Annotated in this window: 20 protein-coding genes and 1 tRNA gene; 12 read left to right on the forward strand and 9 right to left on the reverse strand. The window is 72.7% G+C overall.

Features of this window, described 5'->3' with window-relative positions:
* Positions 1 to 2: 2 nt before the first annotated feature.
* The 6 genes from mscL to ACFYXU_RS34635 form a co-directional block, all read right to left on the reverse strand.
* Positions 3 to 557: a large conductance mechanosensitive channel protein MscL gene (gene mscL / locus ACFYXU_RS34610; RefSeq protein ID WP_376508322.1), complete on the reverse strand. Its 555-nt coding sequence runs from the start codon at positions 555 to 557 to the stop codon at positions 3 to 5.
* 111 nt (positions 558 to 668) lie between these two features.
* A complete protein-coding gene (locus tag ACFYXU_RS34615; RefSeq protein WP_389461583.1) occupies positions 669 to 1,196 on the reverse strand; it encodes a hypothetical protein in 528 nt (175 codons plus the stop codon).
* Between the two features lie 124 nt (positions 1,197 to 1,320).
* Entirely contained in the window at positions 1,321 to 2,166 is an 846-nt protein-coding gene (locus tag ACFYXU_RS34620; RefSeq protein WP_361394681.1) for an S-methyl-5'-thioadenosine phosphorylase, read from the reverse strand.
* Positions 2,167 to 2,412: 246 nt separating this feature from the next.
* Positions 2,413 to 2,745 (reverse strand): FmdB family zinc ribbon protein, encoded by a 333-nt coding sequence (locus tag ACFYXU_RS34625; RefSeq protein ID WP_376508320.1) that lies wholly within the window; start codon positions 2,743 to 2,745, stop codon positions 2,413 to 2,415.
* A gap of 68 nt (positions 2,746 to 2,813) precedes the next feature.
* A complete protein-coding gene (locus ACFYXU_RS34630; protein WP_329853194.1) occupies positions 2,814 to 4,094 on the reverse strand; it encodes an MFS transporter in 1,281 nt (426 codons plus the stop codon).
* Positions 4,095 to 4,348: 254 nt separating this feature from the next.
* Positions 4,349 to 5,911: a potassium/proton antiporter gene (locus ACFYXU_RS34635; protein ID WP_361395045.1), complete on the reverse strand. Its 1,563-nt coding sequence runs from the start codon at positions 5,909 to 5,911 to the stop codon at positions 4,349 to 4,351.
* A gap of 241 nt (positions 5,912 to 6,152) precedes the next feature.
* Here ACFYXU_RS34635 and ACFYXU_RS34640 point away from each other — a divergent pair, with 241 nt between their 5' ends.
* On the forward strand, positions 6,153 to 8,906 hold the full coding sequence (locus ACFYXU_RS34640; protein WP_389461585.1) for a penicillin acylase family protein: 2,754 nt from the start codon (positions 6,153 to 6,155) through the stop codon (positions 8,904 to 8,906).
* On the opposite strand, the gene ACFYXU_RS34645 is transcribed toward ACFYXU_RS34640, so the two are convergent.
* Positions 8,907 to 9,500, reverse strand: a complete 594-nt coding sequence (locus tag ACFYXU_RS34645) for a 5-formyltetrahydrofolate cyclo-ligase (protein WP_389408826.1) — start codon at positions 9,498 to 9,500, stop codon at positions 8,907 to 8,909.
* A gap of 104 nt (positions 9,501 to 9,604) precedes the next feature.
* On the opposite strand from ACFYXU_RS34645, the gene galU reads away from it, so the two are divergent.
* From galU to ACFYXU_RS34680, 7 genes are all read left to right on the forward strand, one after another.
* Positions 9,605 to 10,516: a UTP--glucose-1-phosphate uridylyltransferase GalU gene (gene galU / locus ACFYXU_RS34650; RefSeq protein WP_329853197.1), complete on the forward strand. Its 912-nt coding sequence runs from the start codon at positions 9,605 to 9,607 to the stop codon at positions 10,514 to 10,516.
* Between the two features lie 4 nt (positions 10,517 to 10,520).
* The gene (glp, locus tag ACFYXU_RS34655) at positions 10,521 to 11,888 is read left to right on the forward strand and encodes a gephyrin-like molybdotransferase Glp (RefSeq protein ID WP_376508317.1); all 1,368 of its coding nucleotides are present in this window, start codon (positions 10,521 to 10,523) and stop codon (positions 11,886 to 11,888) included.
* Positions 11,889 to 11,947: 59 nt separating this feature from the next.
* Positions 11,948 to 12,433 (forward strand): cyclic pyranopterin monophosphate synthase MoaC, encoded by a 486-nt coding sequence (gene moaC, locus ACFYXU_RS34660; RefSeq protein WP_329853199.1) that lies wholly within the window; start codon positions 11,948 to 11,950, stop codon positions 12,431 to 12,433.
* Positions 12,430 to 12,969, forward strand: a complete 540-nt coding sequence (locus ACFYXU_RS34665) for a MogA/MoaB family molybdenum cofactor biosynthesis protein (protein WP_361394694.1) — start codon at positions 12,430 to 12,432, stop codon at positions 12,967 to 12,969. Before moaC ends, ACFYXU_RS34665 begins: the two co-directional genes overlap by 4 nt.
* Positions 12,966 to 13,577 (forward strand): GNAT family protein, encoded by a 612-nt coding sequence (locus ACFYXU_RS34670; protein WP_361394696.1) that lies wholly within the window; start codon positions 12,966 to 12,968, stop codon positions 13,575 to 13,577. Before ACFYXU_RS34665 ends, ACFYXU_RS34670 begins: the two co-directional genes overlap by 4 nt.
* 137 nt (positions 13,578 to 13,714) lie before the next feature.
* The gene (gene glpR / locus ACFYXU_RS34675; protein ID WP_329853204.1) at positions 13,715 to 14,752 is read left to right on the forward strand and encodes a gephyrin-like molybdotransferase receptor GlpR; all 1,038 of its coding nucleotides are present in this window, start codon (positions 13,715 to 13,717) and stop codon (positions 14,750 to 14,752) included.
* 94 nt (positions 14,753 to 14,846) lie between these two features.
* A tRNA-Ala gene (locus ACFYXU_RS34680) sits at positions 14,847 to 14,920 on the forward strand.
* 101 nt (positions 14,921 to 15,021) lie between these two features.
* On the opposite strand, the gene ACFYXU_RS34685 is transcribed toward ACFYXU_RS34680, so the two are convergent.
* Positions 15,022 to 15,501: a GNAT family N-acetyltransferase gene (locus ACFYXU_RS34685; RefSeq protein WP_361394702.1), complete on the reverse strand. Its 480-nt coding sequence runs from the start codon at positions 15,499 to 15,501 to the stop codon at positions 15,022 to 15,024.
* A 50-nt stretch (positions 15,502 to 15,551) separates the two neighbouring features.
* Between ACFYXU_RS34685 and ACFYXU_RS34690 the strand changes: the two genes are divergently transcribed.
* Positions 15,552 to 16,355, forward strand: coding sequence for an exodeoxyribonuclease III (locus tag ACFYXU_RS34690; RefSeq protein ID WP_329853208.1), 804 nt, complete (start codon positions 15,552 to 15,554; stop codon positions 16,353 to 16,355).
* A 40-nt stretch (positions 16,356 to 16,395) separates the two neighbouring features.
* Here the strand turns inward: ACFYXU_RS34690 and ACFYXU_RS34695 are convergent, their stop codons facing one another.
* The gene (locus tag ACFYXU_RS34695; RefSeq protein WP_389461700.1) at positions 16,396 to 17,028 is read right to left on the reverse strand and encodes a MerR family transcriptional regulator; all 633 of its coding nucleotides are present in this window, start codon (positions 17,026 to 17,028) and stop codon (positions 16,396 to 16,398) included.
* Positions 17,029 to 17,449: 421 nt separating this feature from the next.
* Here ACFYXU_RS34695 and ACFYXU_RS34700 point away from each other — a divergent pair, with 421 nt between their 5' ends.
* The 3 genes from ACFYXU_RS34700 to ACFYXU_RS34710 are packed head-to-tail and all read left to right on the forward strand — an operon-like array spanning position 17,450 to position 20,789.
* Complete coding sequence (locus ACFYXU_RS34700) at positions 17,450 to 18,979, forward strand: flavin-containing monooxygenase (RefSeq protein WP_376508316.1); 1,530 nt, start codon at positions 17,450 to 17,452, stop codon at positions 18,977 to 18,979.
* Positions 18,976 to 19,902 (forward strand): alpha/beta fold hydrolase, encoded by a 927-nt coding sequence (locus ACFYXU_RS34705; RefSeq protein ID WP_384561966.1) that lies wholly within the window; start codon positions 18,976 to 18,978, stop codon positions 19,900 to 19,902. Before ACFYXU_RS34700 ends, ACFYXU_RS34705 begins: the two co-directional genes overlap by 4 nt.
* Complete coding sequence (locus ACFYXU_RS34710) at positions 19,899 to 20,789, forward strand: SDR family oxidoreductase (RefSeq protein WP_389461587.1); 891 nt, start codon at positions 19,899 to 19,901, stop codon at positions 20,787 to 20,789. The genes ACFYXU_RS34705 and ACFYXU_RS34710 overlap by 4 nt, the downstream gene beginning before the upstream one ends.
* The last annotated feature ends 119 nt before the right edge of the window (positions 20,790 to 20,908 follow it).

Raw genomic sequence — 20,908 nt, forward strand, 5'->3', positions numbered from 1 at the left:
GGTCAGGGGGTGGGGTGCGTCCCAGAACCACCGGCGGAGCCGGGGCCCGTACCGGGTCCCGAGCCGGGGCCGGTACCGGTTGCCGTACCGGATCCCGGGCCCGCCACCGGGCCGCGCTGGGCGACGAGGTGGTCGCGGATCTCCTTGAGCACCTCCAGCTCGCTGATCTCCATGACCTCCTCCACGCCCTCCTTGGCCTTCTCGTGCGCGGCGCGCTTGGCGAGGATCTTCGCCATCGGCAGGACCATGAGGAAGTACACGACGGCGGCCGTGATCAGGAAGCTCAGCACGGCGCTGAGGACCAGACCCCACTGGATCTGGATTCCCTGCACCTCGCCGTTGACCACGGCACAGGTGTCCTTGATGCAGGACGAGTAGCTCTCCAGGTCCTTGGTGCCGAAGGCGCCGACGACCGGGTTGATGATGCCCTTGACCACCGAGTTCACGATGTTCGTGAAGGCGGCACCGATGACGACCGCCACTGCCAGGTCGATCACGTTGCCCCGCATCAGGAAGGCTTTGAAGCCTCCGAGCAGGGATTCCTTCTTCTCGGCCACCGAGATGCCTTTCGTCGCGCGTGCTGTGTGCGGAGCCATTAGGCCGTGAACGGCGCAGGGGCGTCCAATCCATACACACGGGACGGTGACTTGACAGTAAGTCAGTGCGAATCAGCACAGGATCAACGCCAGTTGGGCGGTGACACCGGCTCCCGCCAGCTTCGCCGCCGTCGGCCGCGGCATGGAGAGGACGACGAGCGCCCCGCCGTCCGGCCGGGCCTCGCGCGGTCGCGGCACCTCGGCCACGCGGGCGCCCGTGGCGACGACGTGGGCCTCGGCGTCCGCGCCGAGCGGTGAGTCGGGCGCCGCGATCACGTCGACCCGGTCGCCGGGGCGCAGCAGCCGGACGGTCGCGGCGTCGGCGATCCGTACGGGCGCCTTCACCAGGGGCGCGGCGGCGGGCGGCCGGGCGCGGGCGGGTGCCGACGGGGGAGGGGGCGCGGCGGGGGCCGCCGCGGTCTGCGCGACGGCCAGGGCGCCCGCCGTCAGGGCCAGCAGCAGGGCGGGTGCGCGCCGCCCGCGCCGGAGCGCCCTGCGCAGCCGGTGGCGGGCGCCCCGGACGTGGAGCGGTTCGAAGGCCGGGACCGCGCAGGGCGGGGGCACGGAGGAGGGGGAGGTGAGGGAGGTGGGTGGCGTCATGCGGGGGCCGCCTGTCTGCTCGGGACGGTGTCGTGCCGCCACTGTCCCCGCTCGGCGGTCGTCCTGCCCCGGCCTGGGGATCACCCCCGCGCCTGTGGACAACCACCCCACCCCCCGGGGTGGTTTACGGCAGTTCGATGCCGAGGTCCCAGCCGTCGTGGGCATGAGTGCAGAGGCAGTCCCGCTCCACCGTCGCCGGCAGGGCCGCCACGGCGTCGAAGAGGACGTCCCGCAGGCGTCCGACGTTCTCGCGGAAGACCTGGAGGACCTCGGTGTGGGAGACGCCCTCGCCGGTCTCGGTGCCGGCGTCGAGGTCGGTGACGAGGGCGAGGGAGGTGTAGCAGAGGCCGAGTTCGCGGGCGAGGACGGCTTCGGGGTGTCCGGTCATGCCGACGACGGACCAGCCCGCGGCGGCGTGCAGGCGGGACTCGGCGCGGGTGGAGAAGCGGGGGCCCTCGACGACGACCATGGTGCCGCCGTCCACGGGCTCCCAGTCGCGGCCCCGGGCCGCCTTGACCGCGACCCGCCGTCCGTCGGGGCAGTAGGGGTCGGCGAAGGTCACGTGGACGACGCGGGGCACGACGCCGTCGGCCCGCCGTTCGCCGTCGAAGTAGGTCTGGTCCCGGCTCTTCGTACGGTCGACGAGCTGGTCGGGCACGACGAGCGTGCCGGGTCCGTGGTCCTCGCGCAGTCCGCCGACGGCGCAGGGCCCGAGGATCTGCCGCACGCCGACGGAGCGCAGGGCCCAGAGGTTGGCGCGGTAGTTGATCCGGTGCGGCGGGAGGGTGTGGCTCCGCCCGTGCCGGGGGAGGAAGGCGACCTGCCGGCCGCCGATCGCGCCGAGGAAGAGGGAGTCGCTGGGGCGGCCGTACGGGGTGTCGACGGTCACCTCGGTGACGTCGTCCAGGAAGGAGTAGAAGCCGGAGCCGCCGATCACGCCGATATCCGCGTACACGTCATGGTTGACCATGCCGGTCACCCTACGCAGGGCGGTCCGGGCGGGTCACGCCGCGCGGGCCGGTCCGGGCGGGTGACGTCGCGTGGGGAGGCCCGGTCCGGTCGCGTCGCGCGGGGCCGGTCCGGGCCGGTCGCCCGTGCGCGGGGCGGGCGGCCCGTGCCCGGTCACCTCGCAGGCCCCCGGGGCGCGTCCCGGGCCCCCGGAAACGCCGAGTGCCCCGTCCGCGCGGGGCGGCGGGGCACTCGGGGGCGCGACGGGTCAGGCGGCCGAGCTTCCGGTGCTCGACGAGGACGTCGAGGAGGCGGAGGAGGACGACGACGCGGTCGACGCGGCGGGCTTGGAGTCCGAGGAAGAGGACGTCGTGGACGTCGTCGTCGAGGACTTCGACGAGGCCGGCGAGCTGCTGGACGACGAGCCGCGGCTGTCGTTCCGGTAGAAGCCGGAACCCTTGAACACGATGCCGACGGCCGAGAACACCTTCTTCAGGCGTCCGTTGCAGCCGGGGCACTCGGTCAGGGCGTCATCGGTGAACTTCTGCACCGCCTCGAGGCCTTCGCCGCACTCGGTGCACTGGTACTGGTAGGTCGGCACTTGACTTCCTCCTGGCACTCACACTCATCGAGTGCTAACGACGATCCATAGTGACGTATTCCGGGGGATCAGTCCACCGTCACCGGCACGCGGTGACCGATGCCACGTGCCGCGACCCGGCTCGCCTCGCGCGGCCGGAGCCGCGAGCGCAGGGCGAGCAGCGTGGCCAGGGCGAGGGCCGTGCCCGCCATCGGGACCAGGAATCCGGTGCTCGCGCCGTGGGCGTCGGCGAGGCGGCCGGCGACCGTGACGGCGGCGGCCTGGCCGAGGGCGACGGCGCCGGTGAGCCAGGTGAAGGCCTCGGTGCGGGCCGTGGCGGGGATCAGGGTCTCGACGATGGTGTAGCCGGTGATCAGGGCGGGGGCGATGCACAGGCCGACGACGAGGCCGAGGGCGGCGAGGAGCAGCACCGAGTGGGTGGTCCACAGCAGTGAGGCGGCGACCGTGAGGCCGGCGTAGCCCATGATCAGGCGGCGGCGGGGGCCGGTCTTCCAGGCGACGGCGCCCATGGCGATGCCGGCGAGCATGTTGCCGGCGGCGAAGATCCCGTACAGGAGGCCGTTGGCGCCGGGGTTGCCGATCTCCTCGGTGAAGGCGGTGAGGGAGACCTGCATGCCGCCGAAGACGGACCCGATGCCGAGGAAGGCGACGACGAGGACGCGCACGCCGGGGATGGACAGGGCCGAGCGGCGGGGTTCGCCGCCGAGGTGACCGGCGGCCGCGGCGATGCCGTACGCGGGCTGGGTGGCGCTCTGGGCGGCGAAGAACAGGCCGCCGACGAGGGTGAGGACGGCCTCGGCGATCAGTCCGGCGGCGGGGTGGACGCCGGTGCACAGGGCGGTGGCGAGCACGGGGCCGACGACGAAGGTGAACTCGTCCGTGACGGACTCGAAGGCGGCGGCCGTCGGCATCAGGGGGGTGCCGTCGAGCTTGGCGGCCCAGCGGGCGCGGACCATGGGTCCGACCTGGGGCACGGAGGCGCCGGCCGGGACGGCGGCCAGGAACAGGGCCCAGAGCGGGGCGCCGCCGAGGGCGAGGACGACGAGCAGGGAGACGGCCGCGGTGTGGACGAGGACGCCGGGGATCAGGACGGCGCGCTGTCCGAAGCGGTCGGCGAGCTTGCCGCTCTGCGGGGCGAAGAGGGCCATGGAGACACCGGTGACGGCGGCGACGGCGCCGGCGCTGCCGAAGGATCCGGTGGTGTGCTGCACGAGCAGGACGATGCCGATGGTCAGCATCGCGAAGGGCTGCCTGGCCGCGAAGCCGGGGAGCAGGAAGGACAGCGCACCGGGGGTGCGCAGGAGCTGCCCGTAGCCGGGCCGCTTGTCCGAGATGACCGTGGACGCCACGGTCCTTGCCTTTCTGCCGCCTGGTAGCGCGCCCCGGCACGGTGGTGCTGCGGGTGTCGCCGAGAGCTGTCCTCATGCGCGTTACTGCGGTAGATACCGGGCCTGCCCCACGGTGGGGGGCCGCCACGGCCGCCATACGGTCGCGCCAGCTCTGCGTCAGGCAGAGTTGGTTCGATCTGGTGTGCCTTCATGGTACAGGGAGGAGCGTCTTCCCGCCTGGGAAAACGCTCCCGCACCTGAATTAATGCCTGGGATTAACCGGATGTTCTCTTGTTGCCGCCGTGGCCGGTCCGGTGTCCACCGCTGCCCGGCAGGTGGAAGCGTCCGGAGGCGGCGGGCGCCGAGGCGGCCGTGGCGCCTCCGGTCCCGAGCCAGCCGGCGAGCTTGCCGCCCTGTCCGACGGCCCGCAGCCGCCGCTCGGTGGCGTCCCGGACGGGGTCGGTGGCGACGACGAGGAGTTCGTCGCCGTGCCGCAGGACGGTCGCGGGGCCCGGTACGAAGCTGGCGTCCTCGCGTACGACGAGGGTGACGGCGGCTCCGGCCGGGAGGCGCAGTTCGGCGACCTCGACGCCGTGCATCCGGGAGCCCTCCGGGATGGCGACGGAGAGCAGGTGTCCGCGGAGCCGTTCCAGCGGGGCGGATTCGACGCCCAGGTCGGCGGCCTCGGCGGAGTCGCCCAGCTTGAGCGCCCTGGCCAGCCAGGGCAGCGTGGGGCCCTGGACGAGGGTGTAGACGACGACGAGCACGAAGACGATGTTGAAGATCCGCTCGCTGCCCTCGATCTGCGACACCATCGGGATGGTGGCGAGGATGATGGGGACGGCTCCGCGCAGGCCGGCCCAGGACATCAGGGCCTGCTCCTGCCAGGGGATCCGGAAGGGCAGCAGGCTGACCAGGACCTCCATGGGCCGGGCGACGACCGTCAGGACGAGGCCGATGACGACGGCGGGCCAGAAGTCGTGGCCGAGCTCGTGCGGGGTGACGAGCAGGCCGAGCAGGACGAACATGCCGATCTGGGCGATCCAGCCGAGTCCCTCGGCGAAGCCCCGGTTCGCGGGGGCGTGCGGCAGCTTGGCGTTGCCGAGGACCATCGAGGCCAGGTAGACGGCGAGGAAGCCGGAGCCGTGGGCCATGGCGCCGGCGGCGTACGCGCTGACGGCGATGGCCATGACGGCGATCGGGTAGAGGCCGGAGGCGGGCAGGGCCACGTGCCGCAGGCCGTAGGCGCCGACGAAGCCGACCGCGAGGCCGACGGCGACGCCGATGGCGAGTTCGAGCGCGATCTCCCCGACGAGGACGTACCAGTGGTCGACCGGTCCCGCGGTGGAGAAGGCGACGACGAGGATGACGACGGGGGCGTCGTTGAAGCCGGACTCGGCCTCCAGGACGCCGGTGACCCGCGAGGGGAGGGGCACCTTGCGCAGTACGGAGAAGACCGCGGCGGCGTCGGTCGAGGAGACGACGGCGCCGATGATCAGGGCCTGCCGCCAGTCGAGGCCGACGAGGTAGTGGGCGCCCGCGGCGGTGATGCCGACGCTGACGGCGACGCCGACGGTGGAGAGGACGACCGCGGCGGGGAGCGCCGGCTTGATCTCCTTCCACTTCGTGCCGAGACCGCCCTCGGCGAGGATCACGACGAGCGCGGCATAGCCGATGACCTGCGTCAGTTCCGCGTTGTCGAAGGCGACGTTGCCGATGCCGTCCTGCCCCATCGCGATGCCGATGCCCAGGTAGAGCAGCAGGCTGGGGAGCCCGCTGCGGGAGGAGATCCGCACGGCCGCGACGGCCACGAGCAGGACGAGGGAGCAGACGAGCAGGAGTTCGTTGAGCTGGTGGACAGTCAGTGGCCGTTCCTTCCCCTCACGTGCGGCTGGATCGTTCCTCCAGCGGCCGGTACTTCGTTACCTTACCTAATCTTTAACGCTTTCTTGACGCCCTCTTTGCATGTCCTCGCCCACCAGTACGGTTCTCTTCCTGACACCGCGTCCGGGCCGTCCGGACGCTGCGCCTAAGGTTGCTCCCGTACTCCAGGACCACCCTGCCCCTCGAAGGACAGCGATGCCCTCCAACACGACCGCGCCCCCCGGCAAGAAGACCGCCAAGAAGAAAGGGCGGCGCGCCCGCCTGCTCCTCCTCGTCCTGGTCGTCGCCCTGGTCGCGGGCATCGGCTTCGGCGGGTACTGGGGAGTCAGCACCGTCCGGGCCTCGTTCCCGCAGACGACCGGCGAGATCCGCCTCGACAAGCTCTCCGCCGACGTGGAGGTGAAGCGGGACGCGAACGGCGTCCCGCAGATCTACGCCGACAACGAGACGGACCTCTTCCGCGCCCAGGGCTACGTCCAGGCGCAGGACCGCTTCTACGAGATGGACGTCCGCCGGCACGTGACCGCGGGCCGCCTCTCCGAGATGTTCGGCGAGAGCCAGGTCGACACCGACGCCTTCCTGCGCACGCTCGGCTGGCGCCGGGTCGCGCAGCAGGAGTACGACGAGGTCCTGTCGCCGGAGACGAAGAAGTACCTCCAGGCGTACGCGGACGGCGTCAACGCCTACCTGAAGGACCACGCGAAGCCGGCCGACGTCTCGGTCGAGTACGCGGCGCTGGCGCTGACCAACGACTACGCGATCGAGCCCTGGACCCCGGTCGACTCGGTGGCCTGGCTCAAGGCGATGGCCTGGGACCTGCGCGGCAACATGCAGGACGAGATCGACCGCTCGCTCATGACGAGCCGGCTCAGCGCGCAGCAGATCAAGCAGCTGTACCCCGAGTACCCGTACGCGCTCCACCAGCCGATCGTGGACAAGGGCGCCGTCGACGAGTCCACCGGGAAGTTCGACCCGAAGGCCGAGGCCACCGAGGAGGACGGGACGACGACCGGGGACACCCCGGGCTCGGGCCCCGGCGGCTCCGGCGGCGGCGTGGCCTCCCAGCTCGGCGCGCTCTCCGAGGTCCTCGACACGGTCCCGGCGCTGCTCGGCCCGAACGGCAACGGCATCGGCTCGAACTCCTGGGTCGTCGCCGGGCAGTACACGACCTCCGGCAAGCCGCTGCTCGCCAACGACCCGCACCTCGCGCCCCAGCTGCCGTCCCTCTGGTACCAGATGGGCCTGCACTGCCGCTCGGTCTCGGCGACCTGCCGCTACGACGTCGCCGGCTACACCTTCTCCGGCATGCCCGGCGTGATCATCGGCCACAACGACAAGATCGCCTGGGGCCTCACCAACCTCGGCGCCGACGTGACCGACCTCTACCTGGAGAAGATCGGCCCCGACGGCTACCTCGTCGACGGCAAGGTCAAGCCCTTCGTCAGCCGCGAGGAGACCATCAAGGTCGCCGGCGGCTCCGACCGGAAGATCACCGTCCGGTCCACCGAGCGCGGGCCGCTCGTCTCCGACCGCTCCTCCGAACTGGAGCAGGTCGGCCAGACGGCGCCCGTCGGCAACGCCGCCCCCGACCGGGGCACCGGCTACGGCGTCTCGCTCCAGTGGACGGCGCTCCAGCCGGGCAGGTCGATGGACGCGATCTTCGCGCTCGACCGCGCCAAGGACTTCACCACCTTCCGGGCCGCCGCGAAGAACTTCGAGGTGCCCTCCCAGAACCTGATCTACGCCGACACCGAGGGCAACATCGGCTACCAGTCGCCCGGCAAGATCCCGCAGCGCGCCAAGGGCGACGGCACCCTGCCCGCGCCCGGCTGGGACTCCTCGTACCGCTGGAAGGGATACATCCCCTTCGACCGGCTGCCCTACGAGTACAACCCGGAGCGCGGCTACATCGTCACCGCGAACCAGGCCGTGATCGACGGGAAGAACTACCCCGACCTGCTCACCAAGGACTGGGGCTACGGCTCGCGCAGCCAGCGGATCAACGACCTCATCGAGTCGAAGACCAAGGACGGCGGCAAGATCTCGCCGGACGACATGCGGACCATGCAGACCGACAACCGCAGCGAGATCGCGACCCTGCTCAACCCGCTCCTGCTGAAGATCGACATCGCGGACCCGTCGGTCCGCGAGGCGCAGAAGCTGCTGGAGGGCTGGGACTACACCCAGGAGCCCGACTCGGCCGCCGCCGCCTACTTCAACGCGGTCTGGCGCAACGTCCTCAAGCTCGCCTTCGGGAACAAGCTGCCCAAGGAGCTGCGCGCCGAGGGCGACTGCATCAACGTCCTCCCGGCCCAGGCCACCGGACCCGTCGACGAGCAGAACAAGCTCGTCCGCGAGTGCGGCGAGCGCGACCCCGACTCGGCGCAGCCGGACGGCGGCGACCGCTGGTACGAGGTGGTCCGCCCGCTCCTGAAGCAGGAGAAGAACGAGTGGTGGACGACCCCCGGCAGCCGCACCGACGCGGCCACCGAGACGCGTGACCAGCTGCTCGCCCGGGCCATGAAGGACGCCCGCTGGGAGCTGACCGCCAAGCTCGGCAAGGACGTCTCCACCTGGAGCTGGGGCCGGCTGCACCAGCTGACCCTGAAGAACCAGACCCTCGGCACCGCGGGCCCCGGTGTGGTGCAGCAGCTCCTCAACCGCGGCCCGTGGAACCTGGGCGGAGGCGAGGCGGCCGTCGACGCCACCGGCTGGAACGCGGCCGGCGGCTACGACGTCATCTGGGTCCCGTCGATGCGGATGGTCGTCAACGTCGGCGACTGGGACAAGTCCCGCTGGGTCAACCTGACCGGCGCCTCCGGGCACGCCTTCCACTCGAACTACACCGACCAGACGGACGCCTGGGCGAAGGGCGAGCTGTACGACTGGGCCTACGGCAAGGCGGCGGTCGACGCGACGACGAAGGACACGCTCACGCTGAAGCCCTGATCAGGGGCGGAAGCGGGTGACCCCGGCCGGGGTCACCACCGCGTGCACGGGGTGGTCGTGCGGTTCCTCCGGGACCCGCGCGACCACCTCGTCCGCGTAGAGGAGCACCACCAGGGCCGGATCCACGCCCGCGCGGGCGAGCCGGGCCAGGACCCGGTCGTACGAGCCGCCGCCCCGCCCGAGCCGCATCCCGCGCCCGTCGACGGCGAGGCCCGGCAGCAGCACGGTGTCGGCGGCGCACACGGCCTCGGGGCCGAGCCGGGGCCCGGTGGGCTCCAGGAGGCCGCGGCCGGCCCGCGCGAGCGCCTCGCGGCCCTCGTACGCCGCCCAGTCCAGGTCGTTGTCGGGCAGCAGGACGGGGAGCAGGACCCGCACCCCGCGCGCGTGGAGGGCGTCGAGGAGGGCGCGGGTGCCCGGCTCGCGGCCGACGGAGACATAGGCGGCGACGGTGGCGGCTCCGGCGAGTTCGGCCAGTTCCATTCCCCGCCGGGCGAGGGATTCGGCCGTGTCCGCGAGGGAGTCGGGGGTGAGCGCGGATCGGGCGGCCAGAAGTCGGCTGCGCAGCACGCTCTTTTCGGACAACTCCGGTGTCATGACGGCCCTCTGTACGGTCGTGAAATTCTCGTAACTATCTTTATGCCAAGAAAGTTAACCGAAGTCACATCTTCTTCTCATTCCGAGTGGCTAAGGTGCTCCGCATGAATCTGTCGCTCCCCAGGCTCGGCCGGATCAGCAAGGCTGTCATCCCCGCTGCCGGTCTCGGTACACGCTTCCTCCCCGCGACCAAGGCGACGCCGAAGGAGATGCTGCCGGTCGTCGACAAGCCGGCCATCCAGTACGTCGTCGAGGAGGCCGTCGCGGCCGGTCTCTCCGACGTCCTGATGATCACCGGCCGGAACAAGCGTCCGCTGGAGGACCACTTCGACCGGAACTACGAGCTGGAGGAGGCCCTGATCCGCAAGGGCGACGGCGAACGCCTCTCCAAGGTCCAGGAGTCCAGCGACCTGGCCACCATGCACTACGTCCGCCAGGGCGCCCCGCGCGGCCTCGGGCACGCCGTGCTCTGCGCCGCCCCGCACGTCGGCGACCAGCCCTTCGCGGTGCTCCTCGGCGACGACCTGATCGACCCGCGCGATCCGCTGCTCGCGCGGATGGTGGAGGTCCAGGAGCGGGAGGGCGGGAGCGTCATCGCCCTGATGGAGGTGGAGCCCTCCCAGATCCACCTCTACGGCTGCGCCGCCGTGGAGGCGACCGCCGACTCCGACGTCGTGCAGGTGACGGACCTGGTCGAGAAGCCGGATCCGGGCGAGGCGCCCAGCAACTACGCGATCATCGGCCGCTACGTCCTGGATCCGGCCGTCTTCGACACCCTGCGGGAGACCGAGCCGGGCCGGGGCGGCGAGATCCAGCTGACCGACGCCCTTCAGAAACTGGCCTCCGACGAGAAGATCGGCGGCCCGGTGCACGGCGTCGTGTTCAAGGGGCGCCGCTATGACACCGGTGACCGCGGCGACTATCTGCGTGCCATTGTCAGACTCGCGTGCGAACGTGAAGATCTGGGACCGGACTTCCGGGCCTGGCTCCGGAGATACGTCAGCGAGGAGATGTAGCACCTTGAGCAGCAGCGCGGCACCGTCGCCGTCCCACGACGACCACGAGAAGCACGACCACGGGGAGGGGGTCGCGGACCCCTGTGCGGGCCCGGCCCGCGGCCTGTGGTCCGTCGACGAGCACCTCGACGACATCCTCGCGACGGTCTCCCCGCTCGAACCGATCGAGTTGCAGCTCCTCGACGCCCAGGGCTGCGTCCTGGTCGAGGACGTCACGGTGCCGGCCGCGCTGCCGCCCTTCGACAACAGCTCCATGGACGGATACGCGGTCCGGGTCGCCGATGTCGCCGGGGCCACCGAGGAGTTCCCCGCCGTCCTCACCGTCATCGGCGACGTCGCCGCCGGCGCCGGCGGCCTGCCCGAGGTCGGCCCCGGCCAGGCGGCCCGGATCATGACCGGCGCCCCGCTGCCGCCCGGCGCCGAGGCCGTCGTCCCCGTCGAGTGGACCGACGGCGGTACGGGCGGGGGCGCGGCCACCGGCATGACCGCCGCCAGCGCCGCCCCCGAGGGCTCCGCCGGCGAGGTCAGGGTCCACCGGTCCGCCGAGGCCGGCGCCCACGTCCGCAGGGCGGGCAGCGACGTGCGGGCCGGGGAGCTCGCCCTCGCGGCGGGCACGGTCCTGGGGCCGCCGCAGATCGGCCTGCTCGCCGCGATCGGCCGGGGCACCGTCAGGGTCCGCCCCCGCCCGCGCGTGGTCGTCCTGTCCACCGGCAGCGAGCTCGTCCAGCCCGGCGAGCCGCTGGGCGAGGGCCAGATCCACGACTCGAACAGCTTCGCGCTCGCCGCCGCCGCGCGGGACGCGGGCGCCCTGGCCTACCGGGTGGGGGCCGTCGCCGACGACGCCGAGTCGCTGCGCGCCACCATCGAGGACCAGCTCATCCGGGCCGACCTGCTCGTGACCACGGGCGGGGTGAGCGTCGGCGCCTACGACGTGGTGAAGGAGGCGCTGTCCGCCGACGGGCAGGTCGACTTCCGCAAGCTGGCCATGCAGCCGGGCAAGCCGCAGGGCTTCGGCGCCGTCGGAGCCGAGCAGATCCCGCTGCTCGCCCTGCCGGGCAACCCGGTCTCCTCGTACGTCTCCTTCGAGCTCTTCGTGCGCCCCGCGATCCGCGCCCTGATGGGCGTCGAGGACCTGCACCGGCCCCGGGTGCGGGCGCTGCTCGCCGCCGACGCGGCCGTGTCGTCCCCGGCGGGCCGCCGGCAGTTCCTCCGCGGCACGTACGACCCGGAGGCGGGCACCGTCACACCCGTGGGGGGTGCCGGATCCCACCTGATCGCGGCCCTCGCGCACGCGGACTGCCTGCTCGTGGTCCCCGAGGAGACGGAGAGCGTCGCGCCGGGCACCGAGCTGGAAGTGGTCCTCCTCGGCTGAGGGGGCGAGGGTGGGGGTACGGTGTCGTCCTTCACACAGCGACCGGGAGTGTCACGGCCATGAGCACGCAGCAAGGTCTCACCCACATCGACGAGGCGGGCGCGGCCCGCATGGTCGACGTATCGGCGAAGGACGTCACGTCCCGCACCGCCCGCGCCAGCGGGCGGGTCCTCGTCTCGCCGCGCGTGATCGAGCTGCTGCGCGGCGAGGGCGTCCCGAAGGGCGACGCGCTCGCCACCGCCCGCATCGCGGGGATCATGGGCGCCAAGAAGACCCCCGACCTCATCCCGCTCTGCCACCCGCTGGCCGTCTCGGGCGTCACCCTTGACCTGGCGGTCGCGGACGACGCCGTCGAGATCCTGGCGACCGTCAGGACGACGGACCGCACCGGCGTCGAGATGGAGGCCCTGACGGCCGTCTCGGTGGCGGCCCTCACCGTCGTCGACATGATCAAGGCGGTCGACAAGGGCGCGGTCATCTCCGACGTACGGGTGGAGGAGAAGACGGGCGGCAAGTCGGGCCACTGGACGAGGGCCGAGGCGTGACCGGCGCGGGCCGGGAGCCGGGGGCGCACGAGCACGGCGGGGCGCTGACCGGCCCGTACACCGCGCTGGTCGTCACCGCCTCCAACCGGGCTTCGGCCGGGGTGTACGAGGACAAGGGCGGGCCCCTGATCGCCGAGGGGCTGACGGCCCTGGGCTTCGCCGTGGACGGCCCCCGGGTCGTGCCGGACGGGGCGCCGGTCGAGGCGGCGCTGCGCGAGGGCGTCGCCGCCGGGTACGACGTCATCGTCACCACCGGCGGTACGGGCATCTCGCCCACCGACGAGACCCCCGAGGTGACCCGCCGGGTCCTGGAGCGGGAGATCCCCGGCATCCCGGAGGCGATCCGCGCGTACGGCCGCGAGAAGGTCCCGACGGCGGCGCTCTCGCGCGGTCTGGCCGGGGTCGCGGGCGGCACGCTGATCGTGAACCTGCCGGGGTCCCCCGGCGGGGTGCGGGACGGGCTCGCCGTCCTGGAGCCGCTCCTGCGCCATGCCGTCGACCAGATCCGCGGCGGCGACCACCCGAGAGCGTCGTGATCCCGTCCTGGCCGGCGGTCCTCGTCGACGGCGAAGTGCTGCTCCGCCCGATAAAGATGCGCGACCAGGCGGCCTGGCGCGAGGTGAACCGGCGCAACCGCGAGTGGCTGCGGCCCTGGGAGGCGACGGTGCCGCCGGCACCGCCCGGTGCGCCGGTCGCCCAGCGTCCGACGTACCGCCAGATGGTGCGCCACCTGCGGTCGGAGGCGAACGCCGGGCGGATGCTGCCCTTCGTCATCGAGTACCGGGGGCGGCTCGTCGGCCAGTTGACGGTGGCCGGGATCACCTGGGGCTCCATGTGCTCGGGGCACGTGGGGTACTGGGTGGACAGCGAGGTGGCCGGGCGCGGGGTGATGCCGACGGCGGTGGCGCTCGCCGTCGACCACTGCTTCCGCACGGTCGGGCTGCACCGCATGGAGGTGTGCATCCGTCCGGAGAACGGGCCCTCGCGCCGGGTGGCCGAGAAGCTCGGCTTCCGCGAGGAGGGCCTGCGGCCGAGGTATCTCCACATCGACGGCGCCTGGCGGGACCATCTGGTGTTCGCGCTGACGGCGGAAGAGGTGCCGGAAGGGCTGCTGCGGCGCTGGCACCACACGAGAATGCAATAAGTGTTCGAATTCCATCGCCAGTTGACGGTCAATCGATTGGAACAATCACAAAAAAGTTCAGTGATATCAGCCAGATCGTGCGACACACCGGGCCAATTGGCCGATGCGTGTTACAGAACCCCTCTACCGTGTGAGGCGTGAGCAGCAGCGGCCTCATCTACGCAGTCATCGTCGGGGCCTGGGCCGCCTACTTGGTGCCGATGTGGCTCCGCAGGCAGGACGAGTTGAACGAAGCCCGTCCGACGGAACGCTTCAGCACCGCCATCCGGCTGCTTTCCGGACGGGCGGGCATGGAGCGCCGGTACGCCAGGGAGCTGAAGCAGCGGGACCGTACGGCGGAGGGACCGACGCCCGACGTGGACCCGGACGCGGAGACCGAGCATCTCAGCTCGGTCGACGTCCGGGCCTTCTCCGCGCCCGCGGCCAGGACGGAAGCGCGCCTGGAACTCCCGGAGCCCGATCCTGAACCGGCCCCGCACCCGGCCCCGGCACACCCCGCCCCGCACCGCCCCGCACCGGGCGCCGCCGAGCGGGCCCGCAGAGGCAAGGTCCTCGCGCGGCGCCGCCGGGTCACCACCCTCCTCTTCGCCGTGTTCACCCTCGGCGCGGTGGTCGCGGCCGTCGGCGGCGTCCCCTTCCTGTGGGCGCCCGCGGTCCCCGCGCTGCTCCTCAGCGCGTACATCGTGCACCTGCGGGTCCAGGAGCGACGGCGCTTCGTGTACGTGATGGACCGGCGCCGCGCCGAGGCCGCCGCCGCCCGTCTGCGCGAGAGCCGGCGCCCGGCCCCGACGCCGGAGCCCGAGGCCGACGCGGCCCCGATGGCCCCGGCGCTCTCCCCGCAGGAGGCGGACCGGCGGGCCCTGGTCGAGCAGACCGACCACGCGGAGTGGGTGGACCAGCAGCGCGAGCGCGGCCCGGCCCGGGGCGACAGCTGGGACCCGGTCCCGGTGCCGCTCCCCACGTACGTCACCGCCCCGGTCGCCCCGCGCGCCACGAGCGGCATCGACATCACGGACCCGGAGACCTGGAGCGCGGCCCGCTCCTCGACCGTCGCCGACCCGGCTCCGGCCCCGTCCCCGGCGCCCCGGCAGCGCACCCCGCAGCCCCGGCCCGGCCGCACCCCGCTCTTCGACCAGTACGCGGACGACGACCGCCCCCGGGCGGCCAACGAATGACCCCGGCCGGGGGCCGCGAGGGCCCCCGGCTGACCTGCGGGGGAAGCGATTTTTGTTCTTCCCGATCGGGATGCTAATGTTTCACACGTCGCAAGGGCCTGTGGCGCAGTCTGGTAGCGCACCTCGTTCGCATCGAGGGGGTCTGGGGTTCAAATCCCCACAGGTCCACAGACACGGGAATCCCGTCCGATCGAAAGATCGGGCGGGATTTCTGCTTTCCCGGACTCGGCCGGTCGGCCCGCGCTCCAGGGCGCGGGCCCGACGGTGCGTCAGGTCAGGGGCTTCGCGAAGCAGCGGCTGTTGGGGTAGTCGCGGTAGTGGCCGAACTTCGCGCAGGGGGTGTAGCCGCTGGAGGTGTAGAGGGCTATCGCCTCCGGCTGGGCGGTGCCGGTCTCCAGGACCATGCGGGTGCGGCCGGCGGCACGGGCGTCGGCCTCCAGGGCCGCGAGGACGCGGCGGGCCAGGCCCAGGCCGCGGGCCTCGGGGACCACGTACATGCGCTTCAGCTCGGCGTCGCCGTCCGCGTAGCCCTCGTCGTTCGCGTCCTGGGTGCGCCAGCCGCCCGAGGCGACCGGGCGGCCCTCGGGGTCGTACACGAGGAGGTAGAGACCGCGCGGCGGGACGAACATTCCGGCGTCCAGCGGTGTGACATCGCCCTCGTCGTCGTAGCGGACGGCGTACTCCGCCTGGACCGCGTCTTCGAGCTTGACGGCGTCGGGGTGGTCATAAGGCGTGGGCTGGATGTTCATACGGTGAAGTGTATATGTGTGCATGGGGGTGGTGTCGGTATTCTCCCGGGATGCTCACTGTGACGTCCGTGAATGTCAATGGTCTCCGCGCCGCAGCCAAGAAGGGCTTCGTCGAGTGGCTGGCGGCCACCTCCGCCGACGCCGTCTGCCTCCAGGAGGTCCGCGCCGAGGAGGCGCAGCTGCCCGAGGAGGTGCGCAGCCCCGAGGGCTGGTTCACCGTGCACGCCCCCGCCGCCGCCAAGGGGCGCGCCGGAGTGTCGCTCTACACCCGGCGCGAGCCCGACGCCGTCCGCGTCGGCTTCGGCTCCGCCGAGTTCGACACCAGCGGCCGGTACGTCGAGGCCGACCTGCCCGGTGTGACCGTCGCCAGCCTCTACCTGCCCTCCGGCGAGGTCGGCACCGAGCGCCAGGACGAGAAGTACCGGTTCATGGGCGAGTTCCTGCCCTACCTCAAGGACCTCCGGGCCCGCGCGGCCGCCGACGGACGCGAGGTCGTCGTCTGCGGCGACTGGAACATCGCCCACCGCGAGGCCGACCTCAAGAACTGGAAGGCCAACCGGAAGAACGCCGGCTTCCTGCCCGAGGAGCGGGAGTGGCTCGGGAGGGTCCTCGACGAGGGCGACGGCGGCTACGTCGACGTCGTGCGGGAGCTCCACCCCGACCAGGACGGGCCCTACTCCTGGTGGTCCTACCGGGGGCGCGCCTTCGACAACGACAGCGGCTGGCGCATCGACTACCAGATGGCCACCCCCGGACTCGCTGCCAGGGCCGTCAAGGCCCACGTCGAGCGCGCCGCCACGCACGAGGAGCGCTGGAGCGACCACGCCCCCGTGACCGCCGTCTACGAGAGGTAGCCGGCTCCCGCGCCCGGACGGGGCCGGACCTGGCGGGCGGTCACGAGGACGTCCCGGGGGCCTCGCCCAGGCGCCGGTCCAGGGCCATCGACAGCTCGGCCTCGACGACGCTCTTGGCGAGCGGGCGCAGCCGCCACAGGTCGTCGCCCTGCGCGTGGGTGCGCAGGAGCTCGGTGAAGAGCGCGGCGAGTGCGTCGGCGTGCTCGCGGACGCGGCTGCCCGCCTTGAGGACCTCGGCGAGCGGGACGCCCTCCCGGACCAGGGCGGCGGAGACGTCGAGCAGCCGGCGGCTGATGTGGATGATCTCCTCGCCGTCGGTGACGAGGTAGCCGAGGTCGAGGGCGGCCGCCAGGTTCTCGGCGGTGACCTCGCCGGCGAAGTGGTCGGCGAGCTCCTCGGGGGTGAGGCGGACCGGCTCCTCCTCGGAGGGGGCGGGGAGCGCGAGGACCTCGCGGACGTTGCGGCCGCTCTCGAAGGCGGTGGTGAGGTCGGCGATGCCGTTGAGGGTGTGGCCCCGCTCCAGGAGGGCGGCGATGGTGCGGAGCCGGGCCAGGTGGCCGTCGTCGTACCAGGCGATGCGGCCCTCGCGGCGGGGCGGCGGGATCAGGCCGCGCTCGCGGTAGAAGCGCAGGGTGCGCACGGTGATGCCGGCGGTGGAGGCGAGCTCCTCCATGCGGTACTCGCGGTGCGCGGGGGCGGCGCCGTCCGTGGTGACGGTGGGCGCGGAGGCGGGGGGCGCGGCGACGGCGGGCGTTCCTTCCGCAGCGCCGCCGGGTGTCCGGTGCGGGCCGCGGTCCGGCGTCCCGCCCGATGTGCCGCCCGGCGTCCCGCCCGTGGTGCCGCTCGTCGTCCGGCGTGGGCCGGGGTGCGGGGCACCGCCCGGCGCCCCGTTCCTGGTGTCGCCCGGGACCTCGGGTGGGCCTTCCTGTGCGCCCGTCTCGGGACGTGATCCTTCTGCCACACCCGCCAGCCTATGTTGTACCGCCGGTAACTTTCCCTCGTCGTACCCCTACCGCTCGGTAGGGAGCTGCTCTACAGTCCCGACTGTGCCAGTGATTGCTGGCGTAATCGTGGCCGGGCGCACGGGAGGCGGCATGGCGAAGCACGAGCAGGTCAAGGTGGCGGTGATCGGGTCGGGATTCGGCGGCATCGGGGCCGCCGTCCGGCTCCGCCGCGAGGGGGTCACCGACTTCGTCGTCCTGGAGCGGGCCGACTCCGTGGGAGGCGCCTGGCGCGACAACAGCTATCCCGGCTGCGCCTGCGACGTCCCGTCCCACCTCTACTCCTTCTCCTTCGCGCCCAACCCCGACTGGCCCAGGACCTTCTCCGGGCAGCGCCACATCCGCGCCTACCTGGAGCACGTCACCGACACCTTCGGGATCCGCCCCCACCTCCGCCTCGGCCACGAGATGCTGAAGGCCCGCTGGGACGCCGACACCCTGCGCTGGGAGATCGAGACCAGCGGCGGCACCTTCAGCGCCGAGGTCCTCGTCGCCGCCGCCGGGCCGCTCTCGGACCCGAGGATCCCCGACATCCCGGGCCTCGCCGACTTCCCCGGCAAGGTCTTCCACTCGGCCCGCTGGGACCACGACTACGACCTGCGCGGCAAGCGCGTCGCCATGGTCGGCACCGGCGCCTCCGCCATCCAGATCGTGCCCGAGATCCAGCGCGAGGTCGGCCGCCTCACCCTCTTCCAGCGCACGCCCCCCTGGGTCATGCCCCGCATGGACCGCTCGATCAGCGCCCCCGAGCGCTGGCTCCACCGCGCGCTCCCCGCCACGGCGACCCTGCGCCGGGGCATCCTCTGGGGCATCCGCGAGCTCCAGGTCGGCGCCTTCACCAAGCACCCGGGCGAGCTCGGCCTGGTCGAGAGGCTCGCCAAGGCGAACATCGCGCGCTCCATCAAGGACCCGGAGCTGCGGGCCAAGCTCACGCCCTCGTACCGCATCGGCTGCAAGCGGATCCTGCTCTCCAACACGTACTATCCGGCGCTCGCCCGGCCGAACGTGGACGTCGTCGCCTCCGGCCTGCGCGAGGTCCGCGGCTCGACCGTGGTCGCCGCCGACGGCACCGAGACCGAGGTCGACGCGATCGTCTTCGGCACCGGCTTCCACGTCACCGACATCCCGATCGCCGACCGGATCGTCGGCGCCGAGGGCCACACGCTCGCCGAGTCCTGGAAGGACGGGGTCCAGGTGCTGCGCGGCGCCACCGCGGGCGGCTTCCCCAACCTCATGATGATCATCGGGCCGAACACCGGCCTCGGGAACTCCTCGATGATCCTCATGATCGAGTCCCAGCTGAACTACCTGGCCGACTACCTCCGCCAGCTCAAGGTGCTCGGCGGCCGGGCCGCCCTCGCCGTCCGCCCCTCCGCCGTCGGCGCCTGGAACCGCAAGGTCCAGTCCCGGATGGAGCGCACCGTGTGGAAGGCCGGCGGCTGCGACAGCTGGTACCTCGACGCGAACGGCCGCAACACCACCCTGTGGCCCGGCACCACCGCCGAGTTCCGGCGCGAGACCCGGCAGGTCGACCTCTCCGAGTACGAGGTGATCCGGGCGCCCAAGCCCGCGCCGGCGCCCCAGGCCCCCACCGCCCGGAAGAAGAAGGAGACCGCCAAGTGACGCTCCACAGCCTGCCCGCGCCCCGCGCGCTCACCGCCGTCTCCGCCGACGGCACTCCGGTCCACGTCGAGGTGTACGGCCCCGAGGGCGCGCCCGCCGTCGTCCTCGCCCACGGCTGGACCTGCTCGATCGCCTTCTGGGCCGAGCAGATACGGGCGCTCGCCGCCGACCACCGGGTCATCGCCTACGACCAGCGCGGCCACGGCAGGTCCCCGGCGCCGGCCGCCGACCGGGGCGCCGGCTACTCCACGACGGCGCTCGCCGACGACCTGGAGGCGGTGCTCGCGGCGACCCTCGGCCCCGGCGAGCGGGCCGTCCTGGCCGGACACTCCATGGGCGGCATGACGGTCATGGCCGCGGCCGGGCGGCCCGGGTTCCGGGAGCACGCCGCCGCCGTCCTGCTCTGCTCCACCGGGCCCTCGCGGCTGACCGCCGAGGCCACCGTCGTACCGCTGCGGCCCGGCGGCCTGCGCAGCCGGCTGACCGCGGCCGTCCTCGGCTCGAAGGCCCCGCTCGGCCCGGTGAACGCCGTCTCGAAGAAGGTCCTGAAGTACGCGACGATGGGACCGGGTTCGGCGCCCGAGCGGGTCGAGGCCTGTGCCCGGATCGTGCACGCCTGCCCGCGCGGCGCCCGGCACGGCTGGTCGCACGTCCTGGCCGGACTCGACCTGGAGGCGGGACTGCGGGAGCTGCGGCTGCCGGTGGCCGTGCTCGTCGGCACCGCCGACCGGCTCACCCCTGCCGTCCACGCGCGGGGGATGGCGGAGGCGCTGCCGCACTGCACGGGACTCGTCGAGCTGGCCGGCATGGGCCACATGACGCCGGTGGAGGCCCCCGAGGCCGTCACCGCGCAGATCCGTGAACTGACCCTCACGTACCTGGGCGTGAAGTCCGGGGACCAGGAGAAGGAGAAGCAGGCATGAGCAGGGTGAGCCTGGAAGGACAGGTCGCGGTCGTCACCGGCGGGGCCCGGGGGGTCGGGGAGCTCCTCGCCCGCAAGCTGTCCGCGCGCGGCGCGCGGATCGCGCTCGTCGGCCTGGAGCCGGAGCAGCTGAAGGAGGTCGCCGGGCGGCTGCACACCGAGGCCGACTGGTGGCACGCCGACGTCACCGACCACGAGGCGATGGCCCGGGTGGCCGCCGAGGTGAAGGAACGGTTCGGGAAGGTCGACATCGTCGTCGCCAACGCCGGTGTCGCGTCGGGCGGTCCGTTCGTCGACTCCGATCCGGCCGCCTGGCGGCGGGTCATCGAGGTCAACCTGATCGGCGGGGCGGTGACCGGACGGGCGTTCCTGCCGGTCCTCATGGAGTCCCGGGGGTACTTCCTCCAGATCGCCTCGCTCGCGGCCATCACCCCGGCCCCGATGATGACGGCGTACTGCGCCTCCAAGTCGGGCGTCGAGGCCTTCGCGCACAGTCTGCGCGCCGAGGTCGCGTACAAGGGCGTGAAGGTGGGCGTCGGTTACCTGTCCTGGACCGACACGGACATGGTGCGGGGCGCGGACCAGGACGACGTGATGAAGGAGCTGCGGCAGCGGCTGCCGTGGCCCTCGAACCGCACCTATTCGCTCGGTCCGGCCGTCGACCGGATCGTGGCCGGCATCGAGCGGCGCTCGGCCCATGTGTACGCGCAGTGGTGGCTGCGCGGGATGCAGTCGGTCCGCGGCTACCTGCCCGGGGTGATCGCCACGGTCGGCAAGCGCGAGATGCGGCGCTTCGAGCCCCGCCTGAGCTCGGTCTCCAAGGGTCTGGTGGGCGCGGGGGGCGCGGCCGACGAGCAGGCGCGGGCGGAGGGCCCGGCGGCGCGGTAGCGGCGCACGGGACGGCTGTCGGGCCGGAGTCGGCCGCCCGGTAGCCGTCCGTCACTGATCGAAATGCGTGGAATCTGCGCCCGTGCAAGGCTGGTCGAGGCCCGCGGGGCACATCGCCC

It is taken from the genome of Streptomyces sp. NPDC002232, assembly GCF_042890295.1.
Classification (GTDB): Bacteria; Actinomycetota; Actinomycetes; order Streptomycetales; family Streptomycetaceae; genus Streptomyces.

Bases quoted from the DNA above. Each gene is read 5' to 3' on its own strand.
- ACFYXU_RS34615 (WP_389461583.1), bottom strand. From the start codon at position 1,196: ATGACGCCACCCACCTCCCTCACCTCCCCCTCCTCCGTGCCCCCGCCC.
- ACFYXU_RS34620 (WP_361394681.1), bottom strand. From the start codon at position 2,166: ATGGTCAACCATGACGTGTACGCGGATATCGGCGTGATCGGCGGCTCC.
- ACFYXU_RS34640 (WP_389461585.1), top strand. From the start codon at position 6,153: ATGCCCTCCAACACGACCGCGCCCCCCGGCAAGAAGACCGCCAAGAAG.
- ACFYXU_RS34645 (WP_389408826.1), bottom strand. From the start codon at position 9,500: ATGACACCGGAGTTGTCCGAAAAGAGCGTGCTGCGCAGCCGACTTCTG.
- galU (WP_329853197.1), top strand. From the start codon at position 9,605: ATGAATCTGTCGCTCCCCAGGCTCGGCCGGATCAGCAAGGCTGTCATC.
- moaC (WP_329853199.1), top strand. From the start codon at position 11,948: ATGAGCACGCAGCAAGGTCTCACCCACATCGACGAGGCGGGCGCGGCC.
- ACFYXU_RS34685 (WP_361394702.1), bottom strand. From the start codon at position 15,501: ATGAACATCCAGCCCACGCCTTATGACCACCCCGACGCCGTCAAGCTC.
- ACFYXU_RS34690 (WP_329853208.1), top strand. From the start codon at position 15,552: ATGCTCACTGTGACGTCCGTGAATGTCAATGGTCTCCGCGCCGCAGCC.
- ACFYXU_RS34695 (WP_389461700.1), bottom strand. From the start codon at position 17,028: ATGGAGGAGCTCGCCTCCACCGCCGGCATCACCGTGCGCACCCTGCGC.
- ACFYXU_RS34700 (WP_376508316.1), top strand. From the start codon at position 17,450: ATGGCGAAGCACGAGCAGGTCAAGGTGGCGGTGATCGGGTCGGGATTC.
- ACFYXU_RS34710 (WP_389461587.1), top strand. From the start codon at position 19,899: ATGAGCAGGGTGAGCCTGGAAGGACAGGTCGCGGTCGTCACCGGCGGG.